The sequence below is a fragment of the Streptomyces sp. ASQP_92 genome (assembly GCF_025399895.1).
GTDB lineage: Bacteria > Actinomycetota > Actinomycetes > Streptomycetales > Streptomycetaceae > Streptomyces.
This window is the reverse complement of sequence record NZ_JAODUA010000002.1, coordinates 398987-414050: the sequence shown is the minus strand read 5'-3', so window position 1 is coordinate 414050 and position 15064 is coordinate 398987. Positions and strand designations below refer to the sequence as shown.

Annotated in this window: 13 protein-coding genes; 4 read left to right on the top strand and 9 right to left on the bottom strand. The window is 73.0% G+C overall.

The window, feature by feature from the left end:
- Nucleotides 1-24: 24 nt before the first annotated feature.
- Entirely contained in the window at nt 25-864 is an 840-nt protein-coding gene (locus tag N4G70_RS07905; RefSeq protein ID WP_261711753.1) for a maleylpyruvate isomerase family mycothiol-dependent enzyme, read from the bottom strand.
- A 257-nt stretch (nt 865-1121) separates the two neighbouring features.
- Complete coding sequence (locus tag N4G70_RS07900; RefSeq protein WP_261711752.1) at nt 1122-1460, bottom strand: co-chaperone YbbN; 339 nt, start codon at nt 1458-1460, stop codon at nt 1122-1124.
- Nucleotides 1461-1660: 200 nt separating this feature from the next.
- Here N4G70_RS07900 and N4G70_RS07895 point away from each other — a divergent pair, with 200 nt between their 5' ends.
- Nucleotides 1661-2758 (top strand): hypothetical protein, encoded by a 1098-nt coding sequence (locus N4G70_RS07895; RefSeq protein ID WP_261711751.1) that lies wholly within the window; start codon nt 1661-1663, stop codon nt 2756-2758.
- 47 nt (nt 2759-2805) lie between these two features.
- On the opposite strand, the gene N4G70_RS07890 is transcribed toward N4G70_RS07895, so the two are convergent.
- From N4G70_RS07890 to bla, 4 genes are all read right to left on the bottom strand, one after another.
- A complete protein-coding gene (locus N4G70_RS07890; RefSeq protein WP_261712071.1) occupies nt 2806-3600 on the bottom strand; it encodes a phosphodiesterase in 795 nt (264 codons plus the stop codon).
- Nucleotides 3597-3824 (bottom strand): hypothetical protein, encoded by a 228-nt coding sequence (locus N4G70_RS07885; RefSeq protein ID WP_315904229.1) that lies wholly within the window; start codon nt 3822-3824, stop codon nt 3597-3599. The genes N4G70_RS07890 and N4G70_RS07885 overlap by 4 nt, the downstream gene beginning before the upstream one ends.
- A gap of 104 nt (nt 3825-3928) precedes the next feature.
- Nucleotides 3929-4258: a LuxR family transcriptional regulator gene (locus N4G70_RS07880; protein ID WP_261711750.1), complete on the bottom strand. Its 330-nt coding sequence runs from the start codon at nt 4256-4258 to the stop codon at nt 3929-3931.
- Between the two features lie 258 nt (nt 4259-4516).
- A complete protein-coding gene (bla, locus tag N4G70_RS07875; protein WP_261711749.1) occupies nt 4517-5497 on the bottom strand; it encodes a class A beta-lactamase in 981 nt (326 codons plus the stop codon).
- A 339-nt stretch (nt 5498-5836) separates the two neighbouring features.
- On the opposite strand from bla, the gene N4G70_RS07870 reads away from it, so the two are divergent.
- The 3 genes from N4G70_RS07870 (at nt 5837) to N4G70_RS07860 (ending at nt 9507) form a co-directional block, all read left to right on the top strand.
- Nucleotides 5837-6862, top strand: coding sequence for a serine protease (locus N4G70_RS07870; protein WP_261711748.1), 1026 nt, complete (start codon nt 5837-5839; stop codon nt 6860-6862).
- 170 nt (nt 6863-7032) lie between these two features.
- On the top strand, nt 7033-7608 hold the full coding sequence (locus tag N4G70_RS07865; RefSeq protein WP_261711747.1) for a TerD family protein: 576 nt from the start codon (nt 7033-7035) through the stop codon (nt 7606-7608).
- A gap of 492 nt (nt 7609-8100) precedes the next feature.
- The gene (locus N4G70_RS07860) at nt 8101-9507 is read left to right on the top strand and encodes a lipase maturation factor family protein (protein ID WP_261711746.1); all 1407 of its coding nucleotides are present in this window, start codon (nt 8101-8103) and stop codon (nt 9505-9507) included.
- Between the two features lie 27 nt (nt 9508-9534).
- Here the strand turns inward: N4G70_RS07860 and N4G70_RS07855 are convergent, their stop codons facing one another.
- The 3 genes from N4G70_RS07855 to N4G70_RS07845 form a co-directional block, all read right to left on the bottom strand.
- Nucleotides 9535-10101 (bottom strand): hypothetical protein, encoded by a 567-nt coding sequence (locus N4G70_RS07855; RefSeq protein WP_261711745.1) that lies wholly within the window; start codon nt 10099-10101, stop codon nt 9535-9537.
- 263 nt (nt 10102-10364) lie between these two features.
- Entirely contained in the window at nt 10365-13241 is a 2877-nt protein-coding gene (locus N4G70_RS07850; RefSeq protein ID WP_261711744.1) for a condensation domain-containing protein, read from the bottom strand.
- Nucleotides 13228-15024, bottom strand: a complete 1797-nt coding sequence (locus N4G70_RS07845; protein WP_261711743.1) for a non-ribosomal peptide synthetase — start codon at nt 15022-15024, stop codon at nt 13228-13230. The genes N4G70_RS07850 and N4G70_RS07845 overlap by 14 nt, the downstream gene beginning before the upstream one ends.
- Nucleotides 15025-15064: the final 40 nt, after the last annotated feature.

Genomic DNA, 15064 nt, shown 5'->3' with positions numbered 1-15064 from the left:
TTCTGCTCCTCGCGCCCGACTCCGTCAGAACTCGGAGTTGTCCGCCCAGCGCTTGAGCAGGTCCTCGTCGCCGGAGGTGTCGAAGGCGTCAGCGCTCCGGTCGAGGCGTCCGTACATGAGCAGGAGCAGGTCGGCGGCGGCACCCTCGACGGTGGCGTCCGCCGCGGCCATACCCGAACCGTCCGCGGGGTACGGGTTGAGGCCGAAGCCGTCGGGGCGCAGCCGGACCAGCCAGTCACCGGCCCGGTCCGTGCACCGGAAGCGGATGGTTTCGTCCTGCCCGCGCAGGTGGGCGGTCTTGGGGGCGAAGGATGCGGCGAAGGGCAGGTTGACCAGGAACTCGTCCACCCCGTCGACGGCGAGTGCGGGGTCGATCTCGGGCCGGAGGCCCACGGCGAGTTCGGCGTCGACACGGTGCATCAGCGTCTCGAACAGCATCCGGCGCATCCAGAAGCGGGCGTGGGGATCGGCGCCCCACACCCACATCGGGGCGTCGGGCTCGGTGTCGGCGAACGCCTGGCGCGCCACCTGTGAGGAGCTGGTCAGCCAGGCGGGGTAGCCGTCGTCGGCCGTCGGCAGTTCCAGTGCGGCGTCGCGGCTCAGCGGCCGCTCCTGAACGCGCTCCCGCAGAAGCCAGGAGAACATGCGCTGCACGCTTCCGGTGTGCCGGATCAGGTCGACGAGGCTCCAGCCGGGACAGCTCGGCACCGGTGTCGCCAGGTCCGCTCCCTCGACGACCGCGACGAACCGCGCGGTCTCCGCCGACACCGCGTCGCAGTGGGTCGTGGGGGCGGACACCCACGGGCCACGCGAACCGTCGCCGCCGGCCTCGTTGTTGTCCTCGGCCATATTGTCCCTGCCCATGTCGACACCCCTGTCCATGTGGTTGCACCCTTTCCTTTCGCGGGCTCACGGCGTCCCACCCTTGCGGCGTCGCGGGCCCATAGGTCGAGGGGCTCGGTCGGCACCCGTGACGCATGTGTGCTCGAACCACCCCGCGACCTCTGTCCGGGATCAGTCTGCGCTGCGGCCCGGCCCCTCGTGGACCCGGGCTCCCCCACCGCGCTGTCCGCCGTGTCCCGGCCCGGTCGCGGCCCCGGCCGCTCCTGGGGCGGCGCGGTTCAGAGGTTGCCGTCCAGGAACGCCCGCAACGCGGGGCCGTCCAGGGGACCCGCCTCCCGGGCCGCCGCCTCCCCGGCCTTGATGAGGACGACCGAGGGCGCGCCCGTGACGCCGTAGCGCCGTACGGGTTCCGGGCAGCGGGTCATGTCGACCCTGACGGCGGTCAGACGGCCCGCGTACCGCTCGGCCGCCTCGCTCACGACGGGGTCCATCGCCTTGCACGCCTCCACGGCCTTGGGCCAGGTTCCGACGAAGTAGGCCAGCACCGGGCCGTCGGCCATGGTGAGGATGAAGTCGAACTCCTGGTTCTCCAGGGGTTGGTGGACCCTGCGGGCCATGGGGCGCTCCTCGTGTTCCGGTCCGTACGGCGATGAGTACGTCGAGCAATACTCCGCTCGGCACCGCCACTCCATGATGACTGGCGCTCGCGACCCGCGGCGACGCGCCTGCCCGGCCGTCCGGCGAGGTGCGCCGCGTGCGGCCCGAGCGGGCGGATACTGGCGGCGTTTCCGCACCCCGCGCGTCCGAGGAGCCGGTCATGGTCCTGCCTCCCCCGTTCCACCCTCGTCCATCCGGAGCCCTCGCCCGTCGTGCGGTGCTCCTCGGGACGGCGGCCTGGTGTGTGGGGGCCACCGGATGTTCGGGCGGAGCGAAGTCGCCTGCGGCGGGCACCACGCCGGCCGCCTCCGGGCCACGCACCCCTTCCGCCGCATCCTCGTCCGCCTCGGCTTCCCCGTCCCCGCCCGGGACCCCCTCCGCCTCCGGCCCGGCGGCCTCCGCGGACCCGGGCGGCGCGCTGCCCCGGGCCCGCCCGTGGCAGCCGGGGCCGGGCGAGATCCAGCCCGAGGCCAAGGTCGCGGCCGTGCGGCTCGTCGAGGCGCTCGGCACGTGGTCCCGGGGCCAGGGCACCGACCGTGCTGCCGCCGGCCGGGCGGCGGCGCTGGGCATCCCGGAAGCGCTGGCGGCCCAACTGGCCGTGCGAGCAGGGTCGTTGAGACCCCACGCGGATGCGGCGGTGGTCCGGGTGATCGACGCCCAGTACGGCGGGATCCTGTCCGACACGGCGAGCGTCCTGGTCGTCTGCGACCAGCCCACCCTGGCCGGTGCCGCCGTCCGGCCCGGCGGCACCACCGTCGATGTACGGCTCAGCCGCACCTCCGACGGCTGGGAGGTCACCGCCCTGCACCCCGCGGCCCCGGGGCCCGCCGAGCCGCTGGGCCCGATGGCGCGGGACGTCCTCGCCCAGTCCCGGATCGAGCTGCCACCCGCCTCGGTCGCCGACATCCGCAGCGGCGCCGTGCATGACAGCGTGCTGCGCGCGATGCTCCAACTTGCGGGCAGCTACCGGATGTCCATCAGCGTGGTGCGTTCCGGGCATCCGCTGGACGTGTTCGGCACCGACCGCCCCAGCGACCACCCACTCGGCCGGGCTTTCGATGTGTGGCGCATCGACGGCCACGCCGTCGTCGACCCGGCGACCTCGCGCACGTCGATCACCGCCTTCATGCGGGCGGCGGCAGCGGCGGGCTCGTACAACGTGGGCGGCCCGATCCAGCTGACCGGGGGCGCCACGGCGAACCAGTTCTTCTCCGACGACACCCACCACGACCACGTACATGTGGGGTTCACGGCGTGACACCGCCGACGGAGGGCGGGGCCCGGGTCATAGGCGTGTTGTAGGTGTCATGGGCCTGAGGACCATGTGGCCACCGTGGCGCCCGCGTGGCTGACCGGAACGGTGTGGGTGACCCATGTGGTGTCCGCACGGAGGTGGAGGAGGAAGGAGGTGGGTTCGGACAGGTAGTGGGGCACCTCGCCGCGCAGGGCGAGTCCGCTCTGGAGGTGGGTGCTGGGAGCCACGGCCAGGACGCTGCCCCCGAAGGCGGCGGTGACCGAGCGGTGGACATGGCCCGCCAGGACCCGGGCCACCTGGGCGTGGCGCCCGACCACATCGGCCAGCCGCTGCCCGTCCGCGAGCCGCATCCCGTCCAGGAACCCGATCCCCACCAGGACGGGCGGGTGGTGCAGGCAGACGAATGCCGGGACGTCGGGCCTGCGCCCAAGTACCCTGTCGAGCCAGCCCAGTTGGGCATCGCCCAGGCGCCCGGCGGGAGAGCCCGTTACCGTCGAGTCCAGGACGACGACGGTGAAGGCGGAGTGCTCCACCGCGTAGTGCGTGGCGTAGGTGCCGCCCAGGAAGACGGTGCCTGCGAAGGCGTCCCGCAGGGACTGGGGGTCGTCGTGGTTGCCCGCGACCAGGTGCAGCGGCAAGGGAAATCCGCTGATGACCTCGCGCAGTACCGCGTACTCGTCGGGGCGGCCCCGGTCGGCCAGGTCACCCGTGATCACTACGGCGTCCGGTGGTGGGTCGAGGGCGAGGACTCTGCCGAGTGCGCGGCGCAGCGCCTCGGCGGGGGCGCCCGCCAGCGCGCCGGAGGTGAGGTGCGGGTCGCTGAGATGCGCGATGGCCAAGGTCATCCCCGCACGCTGCACCAGTGCGGTCCGGCCCACAACCCCTCCGGGCCCGCACCCGACGTCCGCGACCGGTCCCCCGCCAACCCCCTGACGAGTTCCGCGAAAGCGGCCAGCATCGCGCGGGACACGGGGTCCAGTTCGGCGGGCGGGACGACGCGTTCGGCGTAGACGGCGGCGCTGCTGTCGTACGACTCCCGAGTGGTACTCAGATGGGCGGCCTCGGTCATGCGGCGACTGTAGACGACGTCGGCGCAGCCGGGCAGCCGGGCAGCCGGACAGCCGGACAGCCGGACCAGGAAGTCCGCAGGGCCGCCCCCTCGGGCAACCGCTTTCAGGACATCGCGACGGTCAGCAGGAACGCCGAGTCCTCCAGGGCTTCCACCGTGTGCGCCATGGCGGGCACCGCCAGGAGGTCTCCGTCCCGGCCCTCCCACGTGTCCGGCCCCGCGACGAGACGGATCCGACCCGTCCACACCAGCAGCGTGGCCTCGCCGCCGTTGTCGTGTTCGCCGAGCGTGTTCCCCGCGGTCAGTGCCATGACCGTCTGACGCAGGGCGCGCTCGTGTCCGCCGATCACCGTGGACGCACTGCGCCCCGCCCCGGCGTTGCGGGCGGCGTCGAGCTGGGCGCGGGCGATTGCTTCCAGGGAGAACTTCTCCATGCCGTGGTCTCACTTCCCTCTGCGAACGTGCCCCGGGGGTGGTGTGCGCGCGGGAGGCCGGGCCGCAGCACCGTGGGGGTGTACCACGCCGACCCTGGCAGAACCATGTGTCGGCGGCACGCCAGGACGCGCCGGAAGACGGCGGTTCGGGCCCGCACCGGCGGGAGGCGCTGCGGCCCAGCCCCGGCGACCGAACCGCCGCCCGGCACCGCATCCGCGGCCGGTGTCCGATCCGCCGCCCGACTCCCGGTCGACGCGTCAGGTTGCCGGCATTCCGAGACCGCGGGCCAGGGTCGAGGCCGTCCGGGCGATCACCGCGTTGTCCACGGGGGCGTCGGCGGTGGTGTGGTTGGTGTAGATCGCGAGGACCACGGGATGGCCCGAAGCCGGCCGGGCCACGGCGATGTCGTTGGCGGACCCGTAGGCGTCGGTGGTGCCGGTCTTGTCACCCACCGTCCAGTCCTTGGGCAGACCGGCCCGAATGCGTTCGCCGCCGGTGACGGTGGCACGCAGCCACCCGTTCAGACGGTCCCGGTCGGCCGGCTCCAGGCCGCTGCCCAGGGAGGTCCTGGCGAGGTCGCGGCCCATGGCGGCGGGGGTCGTGGTGTCCCGGCGCTCACCGGGCCTCCAGTCGTTCAACTCCGGCTCCCAGCGGTCGAGTCGGGAGACCGGGTCGCCGAGGGAACGGTAGTAGTGGGTCATGCCCCGGGGGCCGCCGATCTGGTGGAGCAGCAGATTGCCGGCGGTGTTGTCGCTCCGGGTGATGGCCGCGTGGCAGAGGTCCGCCACCGTCATCCCCTTCACCCCCTGTCCGCCGGTGACGGGCGAGTTGGCGACCTCGTCGGCCGCTTTCCAGTGGACGACCTTCTCCATCAGGCCGGGCTCCGCGCGGCGCGCCTTGTCGAGGACGGCCGCGCACACCATGGCCTTGAAGGTGGACAGGGAGGGGAACGTCTCGTCGCCCCGGTAGCTGATGGTCCGTCCGGTCACGGTGTCGACGGCGTAGGCACCGATGCGTACATGGTGGGCGGCCTCCAGACGCCTCAGCTCGTCCACCACACCATGTGTGCCGTCCACATGGAGGGACGCCGGGGCGGTGGTGGGGAGCCGGTGGCCGGTCTCGGCCGCGCGCGCGGTGGAGGCGGTGCCGGTGGTGAGCACCGTGAGGGCGAGGAGCGCCGCGGGCCACGTCGTACGGGAGCGGCGCGGAAAGGCAGGGCGTGTCGTGTTGTCTCGCATGGCCCCAGCAGAACAGCCGGGCCCCACCCCCGTCCAAGAGCCCTGCGGGGAACGTGGTCATAGCGAACTGCCTATGGCGCCTGCTGGGAGGAGGTAGGGGCCCGGGTGGGTGCCCACCACATATGGGCGGGGAATGGGCTTGGCCCGCGGGTGCGCCGGGGTGTCGTCCGTCGGTTCACGGTGGGGTGAAGGTGTGGCATCGGGCATGGCCGGTGCGGACTGTCGCCCACCTCCTTGTTCTCCTTCCCGCCGCCGCGCCCGGTGGCCACGCGTGCTTCTGCGCCCCGCCGCGGCGGCCGTATGGTGAGGCGTCAGACATGTGCGCGCAGAGGGGAATTGATGGTGCCCAGGACCAGGATCTTCCGCCATGCCGTTGGCTTCGGGGCCGCCCTCCTGCTGTCCGCCGGCCTGAGTCCGACGGCATACGCCGCGGGCGTCCCGGCGGCCCCCGGCCGGAGCGCGGCCGAGCTCGGCGCCTACTGGACCGCCGCTCGCCTGACGGCCGCACTGCCCGCCGACGCGCGTACCGGCACCGGCACGGACAGAGGTACGAGCCGAGGCACCGGCACCGGCCCGGGTGACACCCCGGGAGCCACCGGCGCGTCCCCCAGCGGGGACGGTCCGCGCCCGGGCGAGTCCATCCCCCCGAGCAGGAGCTTCGACGGCATCCCGCAAGCGGGCACCTTCTTCTGGACGGACGACTCCGGTACGGGACGTACGTGCAGCGGTTCGGTGGTCCGCAGCCCCGGCCGCGATCTGGTGCTGAGCGCCGGGCACTGCCTGAAGGGGTACGCCGGCAGCGCCCCCCAGCGCCACCTGGGCTTCGTGCCGCAGTACCACGACGGGCTCACACCGTTCGGCATCTTCCCCGTGCGGGACAACGGCGTCTACGTCTCGCAGGAGTACTACGACCGAGGCGAACACGCGGGCGCCGCCTATGACTTCGGGTTCGCGGTCACCGAGCCCAACCAGGACGGGAAGCGGCTGGAGGACGCGGTCGGCGGGGTGCATCTGCTGACCGGGTCGGGGTATTCCCACTCCCCGGTGCGCATGATCGGCTACCCCGGCGGCGCGCAGAAGCCACTGGAGTGCCGGAGCCGGACCACCAAGTGGGTCAGCGACGATCCGGCGGACCCCGGTGTCTTCGAGCGCATCGCCTGTGACGGGTTCGTGGGCGGCACCAGCGGTGGGCCCATGCTGGTGCCGTGGTCGGGCGGGTGGGCGGTCGTCGGAGTCATCGGCGGCTACCACACGGGCGGCAGCACCTCGCAGGTGTCGTACAGCGCCTACTTCGACACGGCGACGCGGGCGTTGTACGACGCCGCGACCACCGGCGCCCCTCCAGCCGGACCCGCCCCCCGATGACCGTGGCGGTCGGCGCGTACTGAAGCGCCCCGTACCGGCGACCGTGTGATCGGCCGATACTCGCTCATCGACGCCACCCTCACTTCAAGGATTGCGCAATCATGGAACCGTAGCCGCGTGCCGGGCGTTGTATTCGGACGACGGAACCGGCACAACCACGGAGGAACGACATGGGCGTGAGCCTGGGCAAGGGCGGCAATGTCTCGCTGAGCAAGGAAGCTCCCGGCCTCGCGGCCGTCACGGTGGGCCTGGGCTGGGACGTGCGCACGACCACCGGCACGGACCACGACCTCGACGCCAGCGCGCTGCTGTGTGACGCGAGCGGCCGGGTGCTCTCCGACAGCCACTTCGTCTTCTACAACAACCTGACCAGCCCCGACGGTTCGGTGCGCCACACCGGCGACAACCTCACCGGTGAGGGCGAGGGGGACGACGAGACGATCCACATCGACCTCACCGCCGTCCCTGGGCCCGTCGCGAAGATCGTCTTCCCGGTCTCCATCCACGACGCGCAGGCCCGGGGCCAGAACTTCGGCCAGGTGCGCAACGCCTACATCCGGGTGATCAACCAGTCGGGCGGTGCCGAACTGGCCCGCTACGACCTCAGCGAGGACGCCTCGACCGAGACCGCGATGGTGTTCGGGGAGCTCTACCGGCACGGGGCCGAGTGGAAGTTCCGCGCCGTGGGCCAGGGTTACGCCTCGGGTCTTGCCGGTATCGCCTCGGACTACGGCGTCAACGTCTGAGCCACGTCGCGTACTGGGGGGCCGGCACGGTGCGGGGCGACAGTCACGCCCGCACCGTGCCGGCGGCGCGTCGTCCGCACAGCACGCCTTGATGTGCCAGGCCGGGGGGAAGTCGTAACTGCCGTTGTAGCAGTAGTTGTTGGGATCGGTATCGACGAGGGTGTTGTAGTCGCGGTCCTGGATCAGGGCGTGTGCACCGCCGGTGTTGTCGTCGATCCAGGCACCCACGCCGTAGACGCGGAAGCAGCCGGAGGTGCGGCCTTCGTTGCGGGTGACGCCCGTGACGCCGGACACGCTCGCCCCGTTGTTGTCGTGCGGCCCGGCGGAGGCGACGCCGGGGCCGGCGGCCATTTTCGGATCATCACGGTTGTCGCGCGAGCGGGTGAACCCGCCGTCGGCCGCCTCGCCTGTCACCGCGATCCCGGCTACGAAGACAGCGCACGCTCTCCTCCCTGCATCCACCGCCCACTCCCCCACTGGAGGCGCCCCGCCATGGAGTGGTTCTCGTCGTCGGCGTACTGGCTCGGCCGACTGGTGTTCCAGCGCTCGCTCGCCGCCGTCTATCTGGTGGCGTTCGCGGCGGCGGCCCTTCAGTTCAGGGCACTCATCGGGGAGCGCGGCATGCTGCCCGTACCCGATTTCGTCCGGCGCGTGCCCTTCCGCGTGGCGCCGAGCCTGTTCCAACTGCGGTATTCCGACCGGCTGTTCGCGGCGTGCGCGTGGTCGGGGGCACTCCTGGCCGGAGCCGTCGCGGCGGGCGCCGCCGATGCCGTGCCGCTCTGGGCGGCGATGGTGTTCTGGGCGGTGCTGTGGGCGCTGTATCTGTCGATCGTCAATGTGGGCCAGACCTGGTACGGCTTCGGCTGGGAGTCGCTGCTCCTGGAAACCGGATTCCTCGCCGTCTTCCTCGGCAACGACGAGGTGGCCCCGCCGGTGATCCTGCTGTGGCTCCTGCGCTGGGTGCTGTTCCGCGTGGAGTTCGGTGCCGGACTCATCAAGATGCGCGGCGACGCCTGTTGGCGCGACCTGACCTGTCTGTACTACCACCACGAGACGCAGCCGATGCCCGGCCCGCTGAGCTGGTTCTTCCACCATCTGCCCAAGCCCGTCCACCGCGTCGAGGTCGCGGCCAACCACGTCGTCCAACTCGGCGTCCCCGTCGTGCTGTTCACTCCCCAGCCGGTGGCGAGCATCGCCGCGGCGCTGATCATCTGCACCCAGTTGTGGCTGGTGCTGTCCGGGAACTTCGCCTGGCTCAACTGGCTGACCATCGTCCTCGCCGCCTCCGCCCTCGACGGCTCGCTCGTCGCCACTCCTCCGTCGCTGCCCGGCCCCGCACCCTGGTACCGGATCGTGGTCCTCCTGGTCGCCGCCCTGGTCCTGGCCCTCAGCTATCGGCCGGCCCGCAATCTCCTCTCCCGCGGCCAGCGGATGAACACGACGTACGAGCCGCTGCATCTGGTGAACTCCTACGGCGCCTTCGGGAGCATCACCCGCATCCGGCACGAGGTCGTCATCGAGGGAACGGCGGACGAGCACATCACGGAGTCGACGATCTGGCGGGAGTACGAATTCCACGGGAAGCCGGGCGATGTGCGCCGTCTGCCCCGGCAGTTCGCGCCTTATCACCTGCGCCTCGACTGGCTTCTCTGGTTCCTCGCGCTCTCGCCGTCCTACGGATATTCCTGGTTCAGCGCATTCGTCGAGCGGCTCCTGGTCAACGACCGGGACACACTGCGCCTGTTGCGGCACAATCCGTTCCCCGACGCCCCGCCGGTGTTCATCCGCGCCCGCATGTGGCGCTATCGCTTCACCACCTGGCAGGAACGCCGCACCACGGGGGCGTGGTGGCACCGGGAGGCTCCGCGCGAGTTCCTTCCCCCGACGACCCTGCCCTGATACCGGCCCCGGTCCACACAGGCAGGGTCAGCGCACGATCTGGTCGCCGTCCGGTACGTCCCGCACGGTGACGAGGGAACGGGGGCGGCCCAGGCCGTCGGCCACCGCGCGGGCGAGGCCCTCGACGTCCTGGCCGACCGGGACCGGCACCGGGTCCGCGTCGCCGTAGCTCTCGATGGCCTTCGCGAAATAGCTGGGATGCCAGGCGCCCACCGCTCCCTTGACGTCGATCGCGAGCACCGGCCGGCCGCCGACACGGGCCTTGAGGGCGGGCAGAATCCGGTCGGAACGCAACTCCCCCGGCACCTGGAACAGACTGGCGTGGGCCCCCACGAGGCCGCCGCCACGCAGCCGTACTGTCACGGTCAGACAGCTCGTCACACTCGGATACCTGATCACACCACCCGGGGCCACCTCCTTGACCTGCCCCTCGGAAATGGTGGCTTCGAGGGGGGCTGTAGGGCTTTGCACCACCGATGAGGCGCCGTGAGTGTGGCCGGCCGCCATGGGCTCAGGCGTCTGCGCCCGGGCGGACGGTCCGGCCCCGATCTCCAGAGCGATCAGAACCACCGCGAGCACGGGGGCGGAAGCCATCACGGCCCTATGCACCGGTGACCGGCCGACGCGGACAGAACGCCGGGACCGGCCGGAGGGGACGGCGGAGCGGTGGGACGGTGCGGGGAACACATGGACTCCTGATGGTGCTGGTGGTGGTGCTGGTGCTGCGCTGATGAGACGGGCCGGCCGCTCGTGTGTGCCCGGTGGCGTCCATGGCGCCCACGTTCCCGACCCTCCGGTTCGCGGACGCCATGGACGCCGTGGGCGCGGTGGACGCCTCAACTTCCTTACTGCGGTGCCTACTTAAGCCCCAATGGGGCGATCATCTCGGCGAGTACCGTATGCAGGTCTTCGCCGGGAGCCGGGCGCAGGGCCGTCGCGAGGCGGTCCGCGCGGTAGTGCCAGTGGTGGTCGAGGTCCTGGTGCACCTCTTCACCGAAGGTTACGACGCTGTCGCTGCCGAGCAGTGTCACCAGTTCGGCGGTCAGGTCGGACCAGGCCACGTGTCCGCCGACCGCGTTGGCCACGCCGTGGACGGGCGCGTCGAGGCAGGAGGTCACGGCGCGGGCCAGCGCGGCCGCGTGGACCCAGGGCGCGCCGTACCAGTCGTGACCCCTGGCGCCGGACGCGGGCAGCTGGATGGGGTGGCCGGCGAGGGCCGCCTGGTACAGCAACCCCGTCGCGCCCCAGCGGAGCTGGTCGCGCAGGCGGTCATGGGCCCCCCACACGATGGGTGAGCGCACGGCGCTCGCACCGCCCCGGCCCTCGGTGCCCGCCGCGGCCAACAGGATGCGCTCGCAGTCGAGTTTGGCCTGTCCGTACGGGCTCACCGGGGCCTGCGACGCGGATTCCTCGGCGACGTGGGTGCCGCTCGGGTGACCGTAGGCGTCCACGCTGCTGACGAAGACGAAGGGGCCGCCTCGCCAGGCGTCGGCCATGGCCTTCATCGCGGCGATGTCGACCTCGGGGCGGGTGAAGGTGCACGCGGCGTGGATCACGGCGTCCGCGCTCTCCACGGCGGCGCGCAGGCTCTCCAGGTCGCCGAGGTCACCCTCGATCACCTCGATGCCGTCGCCGCCGACCAGGTGCGCCGACTCCGGCCGGGCCAGGGCCAGCACCGGCCGTCCCTGGGCGGCCAGTTCACGCAGGACGAACGCCCCGACGCCGCCCGTGCCACCGGTCACCAGGACGGTACCCTCGCGGGTGCGGCGCGGTCGCGCGGCCCGGTCCGACGCCGACGCCGACGCCGATGCCGCGACGGCCGTGGCCCGCTGTGCGGCGCGGGCGTCGAGGAGGGCCGCGATCGCTCGTGGCGTACGGGTCTGCATGATGTCGAGGCCGACCAGCGGCAAGGTGAGCGTCGCGCGCAGACGCTCGGCGAGCTGAACGGCGGCCAGGGAGTGCCCGCCGAGCGCGAAGAAGTCGTCGTCCGGTCCTGGCCTGCGGTCGAGCAGTCCGGCGAAGGCCTCCGTCACCGCTTCGATGTGGCGGCTCCTGGGGGCGGCCGGAGTCGGCGCGGCGGGCAGCCGGGCGTGGTCGACACCGCCGTCGGCGGTGCGCGGCATCGTGTCGAGCAGGATGACGGCGGCCGGGACGAGTTCGCGCTGGAGCACCGTGCGCAGATGGGCGCGTAGCTGGACGGGCGAGGGTCCGCCGGTGCGGTTCAGGACCGCGTAGGCCAGCAGGGGCCCGCCCGCCGGGTCCGGCACGTGGGCGTCGGCCGTGTCGGGGTGGGCCAGGAGGCGGACCTCGGCGGGGTGGGCCGCGGCGGATCGCGGTTCGGCGAGGCGGCCCGGCAGCTGGGAGAGCCGCAGCGCGGGGTCGGCCGCGACGGCGGTGAGCAGGTCGGCGAAGGAGGCGGCCAGGGCGCGGCCCGTCTCCTCGTCGAGGGCGGCCCGCCCGTACTGGACCAGGCTCGCGGGTGTGTCCGTGTCGAGCAGGGCGAAGGTCAGGTCGAACTTGGCCTCGCCGACGCCGACTTCGACGGGCCGCGCCTCAAGTCCCGGCAGGCGCAGGGCGGTCTGCTCGCCCACGACGTCCGCGGTGACCCGCAGCAGCGGGGTGCCGTCGTCGCCGCGCGCGGCGCTGCCGAGGCGTTCCAGGATCAGGTCGAACGGCACGTCGCGGTGGTGCTGCGCGTCGAGGAGCGCGTCGCGTACGCGCTCGACGAGGGTGGTGAACTCGGGGTCGCCGGACAGGTCGACGCGTACCGGAAGGGTGTTGACGCACAGGCCCACCATGCCGCGCATCGCCGGGCCCTCGCGGTGGGTGGCGGCGCAGCCGATGACGAGGTCGAGTTCGCCGGTGAGGCGGTGCAGCGCGGCGAACGCGGCGGCCAGGTTCACGGTGAACGCGGTGGCGCGGCGCTGCTTGCCGAGTTCGCGCAGGGCGGGCAGCACGAAGGCGCCGAGCTCGGTGGTGCGGGTCGCCGCCGGGTGTTCGGCGATGTCGGCGGGCGGGGTGGCGGGCCGGGGCAGGCGGGGCGCGGTGGCTCCGGTGAGACGACGGGTCCAGTGGGTGAGACCGTCCTCCAGGCGGTCCGCCCCGGCGTGCTCGCGGCGCGCGAAGTCCGCGTACTGCGGCGGCTCGGGCAGCTCGGCCGGGTGTCCGTCCACGGCGGCCGCGTACAGCGCGCGGAGTTCGTCGGCCACCGTGTCCAACGAGCCGCCGTCGATGGCTATGTGATGGAACGTCAGCAACACGGTGTGGTCCTGCGGCGCGTGCCGCAGGGCCAGGGCGCGCGGGAGCGTGTTCTCGGCGAGGTCGAACGGGCGGCGGGCCTCCTCGGTCAGGAGGTCGCCGCCGTCGTCCGGCGAGTCGATGACGGTGACGGCGACCCGGTCGGGGGCCGGCAGCGGCTCCTGGTGGGCCTCCTCGCCGTCGCGGAGGTAGCGGGTGCGCAGGATCTCGTGGCGGCGTACCAGCTCGGTGAGCGCGGAGCCCAGGGCGTCGAGGTCCAGCGGGCCGTTCAGCCGGGTGGCGAACGGCACGCTGTACTGGGCGCCGCCTCGGCCGAGGCGTTCCATGAGCCACATGCGGCGCTGGGCGTGGGTGAGCGGAGCGGGCCCGGTGGCGCGGGGGGCCGTGGGCTCCGGGGCGGAGCGGCCGGCGGCGCGGGCGCGGGCCCTGCGCAGCAGCTCCTGCTGGAGGGCGGCGGAGGTGTCAGTGGCGGCCATCGGTGTCCTCGGTCGCGTCGGGGTGCAGATCGGTGTGGGTGGCGAGCAGGGCGCGCTCGACGAGGGCGGCGTTTCCGGCCACCGTGGGCGCGGCGAAGAAGTCGGCGAGCGACAGCTCCACGCCGAGGTCCTCGCGCAGTTCCTCGGCGACGACGAGGGCGAGCAGGGAGTGGCCCCCGAGGTCGAGGAAGTCGGCGTCGGGCCGGGTCACTTCGCAGCCGAGCGAGCGTCCCCACACCTCGGCGACGGCCTGCTGGAGCGGGGTCAGCGGTTGTGCGGCGCCCTTGGTCTCGACGGCCGTGGCGAGATCCGCGAGGGCCCGGCGGTCGACCTTGCCGGAGGTGGTGAGGGGCAGCCGGTCCACGACGGTCAGCTCGTCCGGGACCAGGTGGGCGGGCAGGATGGCGGTGAGACGGGCCAGGAGCGCCTCGGGGCGCGGCACGGGGCCGGGGCCGGCCACCACGTAGGCGGCCAGGCGGGCGTCGTCGGGGGTGGGGCGGCGTACGGTGACGGCCGCGTCGTCCAGCTCCGGCTGCTCGCGCAGGGCGTGCTCGATCTCGCCGGGTTCGATGCGGAAGCCGCGCACCTTGACCTGGTCGTCGGTGCGGCCGTGGAAGTCGAGGACGCCGTCGGGGCGGGCCGAGACGAGGTCGCCGGTGCGGTAGAGGCGGCCGAGCGCGGGATGGTCGACGAAGCGTTCGGCGGTCAACTCGGGCCGCCGGGTGTATCCGTGGGCCAGCCGGGTGCCGCCGATCCACAGTTCGCCACGAGCGCCGTCGGCGACGGGCAGGCCCGCCTCGTCGAGGATGTGGGCCGTCGCTCCGGCGATGGGCCGGCCGATCGGTACCGGCCCCTCGCAGTCGGCGTCGCTGACGCGGTGGGCGGTGGCGAAGGTGGTGGTCTCGGTCGGCCCGTAGCCGTTGACGAGCTCGACCCAGGGGAAGGCGCGGAGCACGGCGCGGGCGTGCTGGGAGGCCATCGCCTCGCCGCCGACCACGACGGTGCGCAGCAGGGAGAAGACGCGTGAGCGGCGGGTGGCGAGCTGGTGGAAGAGGGCGGTGGTGAAGAACGCGACGGTGACGCCGTGCCGTTCCACCTCCTTGGCCAGGTCCTCGAACGAGGGCCGCTCGGTGGTGCACACCACGACGGCCGCGCCGTTGGCGAGCGCCGACCACACCTCGAACGTCGAGCCGTCGAACGTCGCCGGGGAGTGCAGGAGCACCCGGTCGCGTGCGGTGACGGTGACGTAGTCGGGGTCGGTGACGAGCTCGGCTATGGCGCCGTGGCGGATCGCGACGCCCTTGGGGCGGCCGGTGGAGCCGGAGGTGAACATGACGAACGCGATGTCGTCGGGGCCGGGGCCGTCGCCGGCGGTCTCCGCGTCGGCGAGCTGCTCGTCGGCGGGCAGGGCGAGGACGGCGCCGGTCGGGCCGGCCGCTTCGAGGAGCTTGCTGTCGCCGACGGTCAAGGTGGCGCCCGAGTCCTCGAGCATGGCCGCGGTCCGGGGGCGGGGGTGCGCGGGGTCCAGCGGTACGCAGGCGGCGCCGGCCCACCACAGGGCGAGCTGGGCGACGACGGTCCTGGCCGAGCGCGGCATCAGGAGCGCCACGGAGTCCCCGGGTCGTACGCCGCGGTCCTGGAGGTGGGCGGCGAGGCGGCGGGCGGCGGAGGCGAGCTGCGCGTACGTCAGGGTGGTGTCGCCGTCCGCCACCGCGAGGGCGTGCGGGGTGCGTTCGGCGTGCCGCGCCACCAGGGCGGGCAGTCCGGTCCGTATCACGGTCACGGTCGTTTCCTTCCGGTCGTCGAGCAGGGGCCGCGAAGTC

Bases quoted from the DNA above. Each gene is read 5' to 3' on its own strand.
- N4G70_RS07905 (WP_261711753.1), bottom strand. From the start codon at position 864: ATGGGCAGGGACAATATGGCCGAGGACAACAACGAGGCCGGCGGCGAC.
- N4G70_RS07900 (WP_261711752.1), bottom strand. From the start codon at position 1,460: ATGGCCCGCAGGGTCCACCAACCCCTGGAGAACCAGGAGTTCGACTTC.
- N4G70_RS07895 (WP_261711751.1), top strand. From the start codon at position 1,661: ATGGTCCTGCCTCCCCCGTTCCACCCTCGTCCATCCGGAGCCCTCGCC.
- N4G70_RS07890 (WP_261712071.1), bottom strand. From the start codon at position 3,600: ATGACCTTGGCCATCGCGCATCTCAGCGACCCGCACCTCACCTCCGGC.
- N4G70_RS07885 (WP_315904229.1), bottom strand. From the start codon at position 3,824: ATGACCGAGGCCGCCCATCTGAGTACCACTCGGGAGTCGTACGACAGC.
- N4G70_RS07880 (WP_261711750.1), bottom strand. From the start codon at position 4,258: ATGGAGAAGTTCTCCCTGGAAGCAATCGCCCGCGCCCAGCTCGACGCC.
- bla (WP_261711749.1), bottom strand. From the start codon at position 5,497: ATGCGAGACAACACGACACGCCCTGCCTTTCCGCGCCGCTCCCGTACG.
- N4G70_RS07870 (WP_261711748.1), top strand. From the start codon at position 5,837: ATGGTGCCCAGGACCAGGATCTTCCGCCATGCCGTTGGCTTCGGGGCC.
- N4G70_RS07865 (WP_261711747.1), top strand. From the start codon at position 7,033: ATGGGCGTGAGCCTGGGCAAGGGCGGCAATGTCTCGCTGAGCAAGGAA.
- N4G70_RS07860 (WP_261711746.1), top strand. From the start codon at position 8,101: ATGGAGTGGTTCTCGTCGTCGGCGTACTGGCTCGGCCGACTGGTGTTC.
- N4G70_RS07855 (WP_261711745.1), bottom strand. From the start codon at position 10,101: ATGGCTTCCGCCCCCGTGCTCGCGGTGGTTCTGATCGCTCTGGAGATC.
- N4G70_RS07850 (WP_261711744.1), bottom strand. From the start codon at position 13,241: ATGGCCGCCACTGACACCTCCGCCGCCCTCCAGCAGGAGCTGCTGCGC.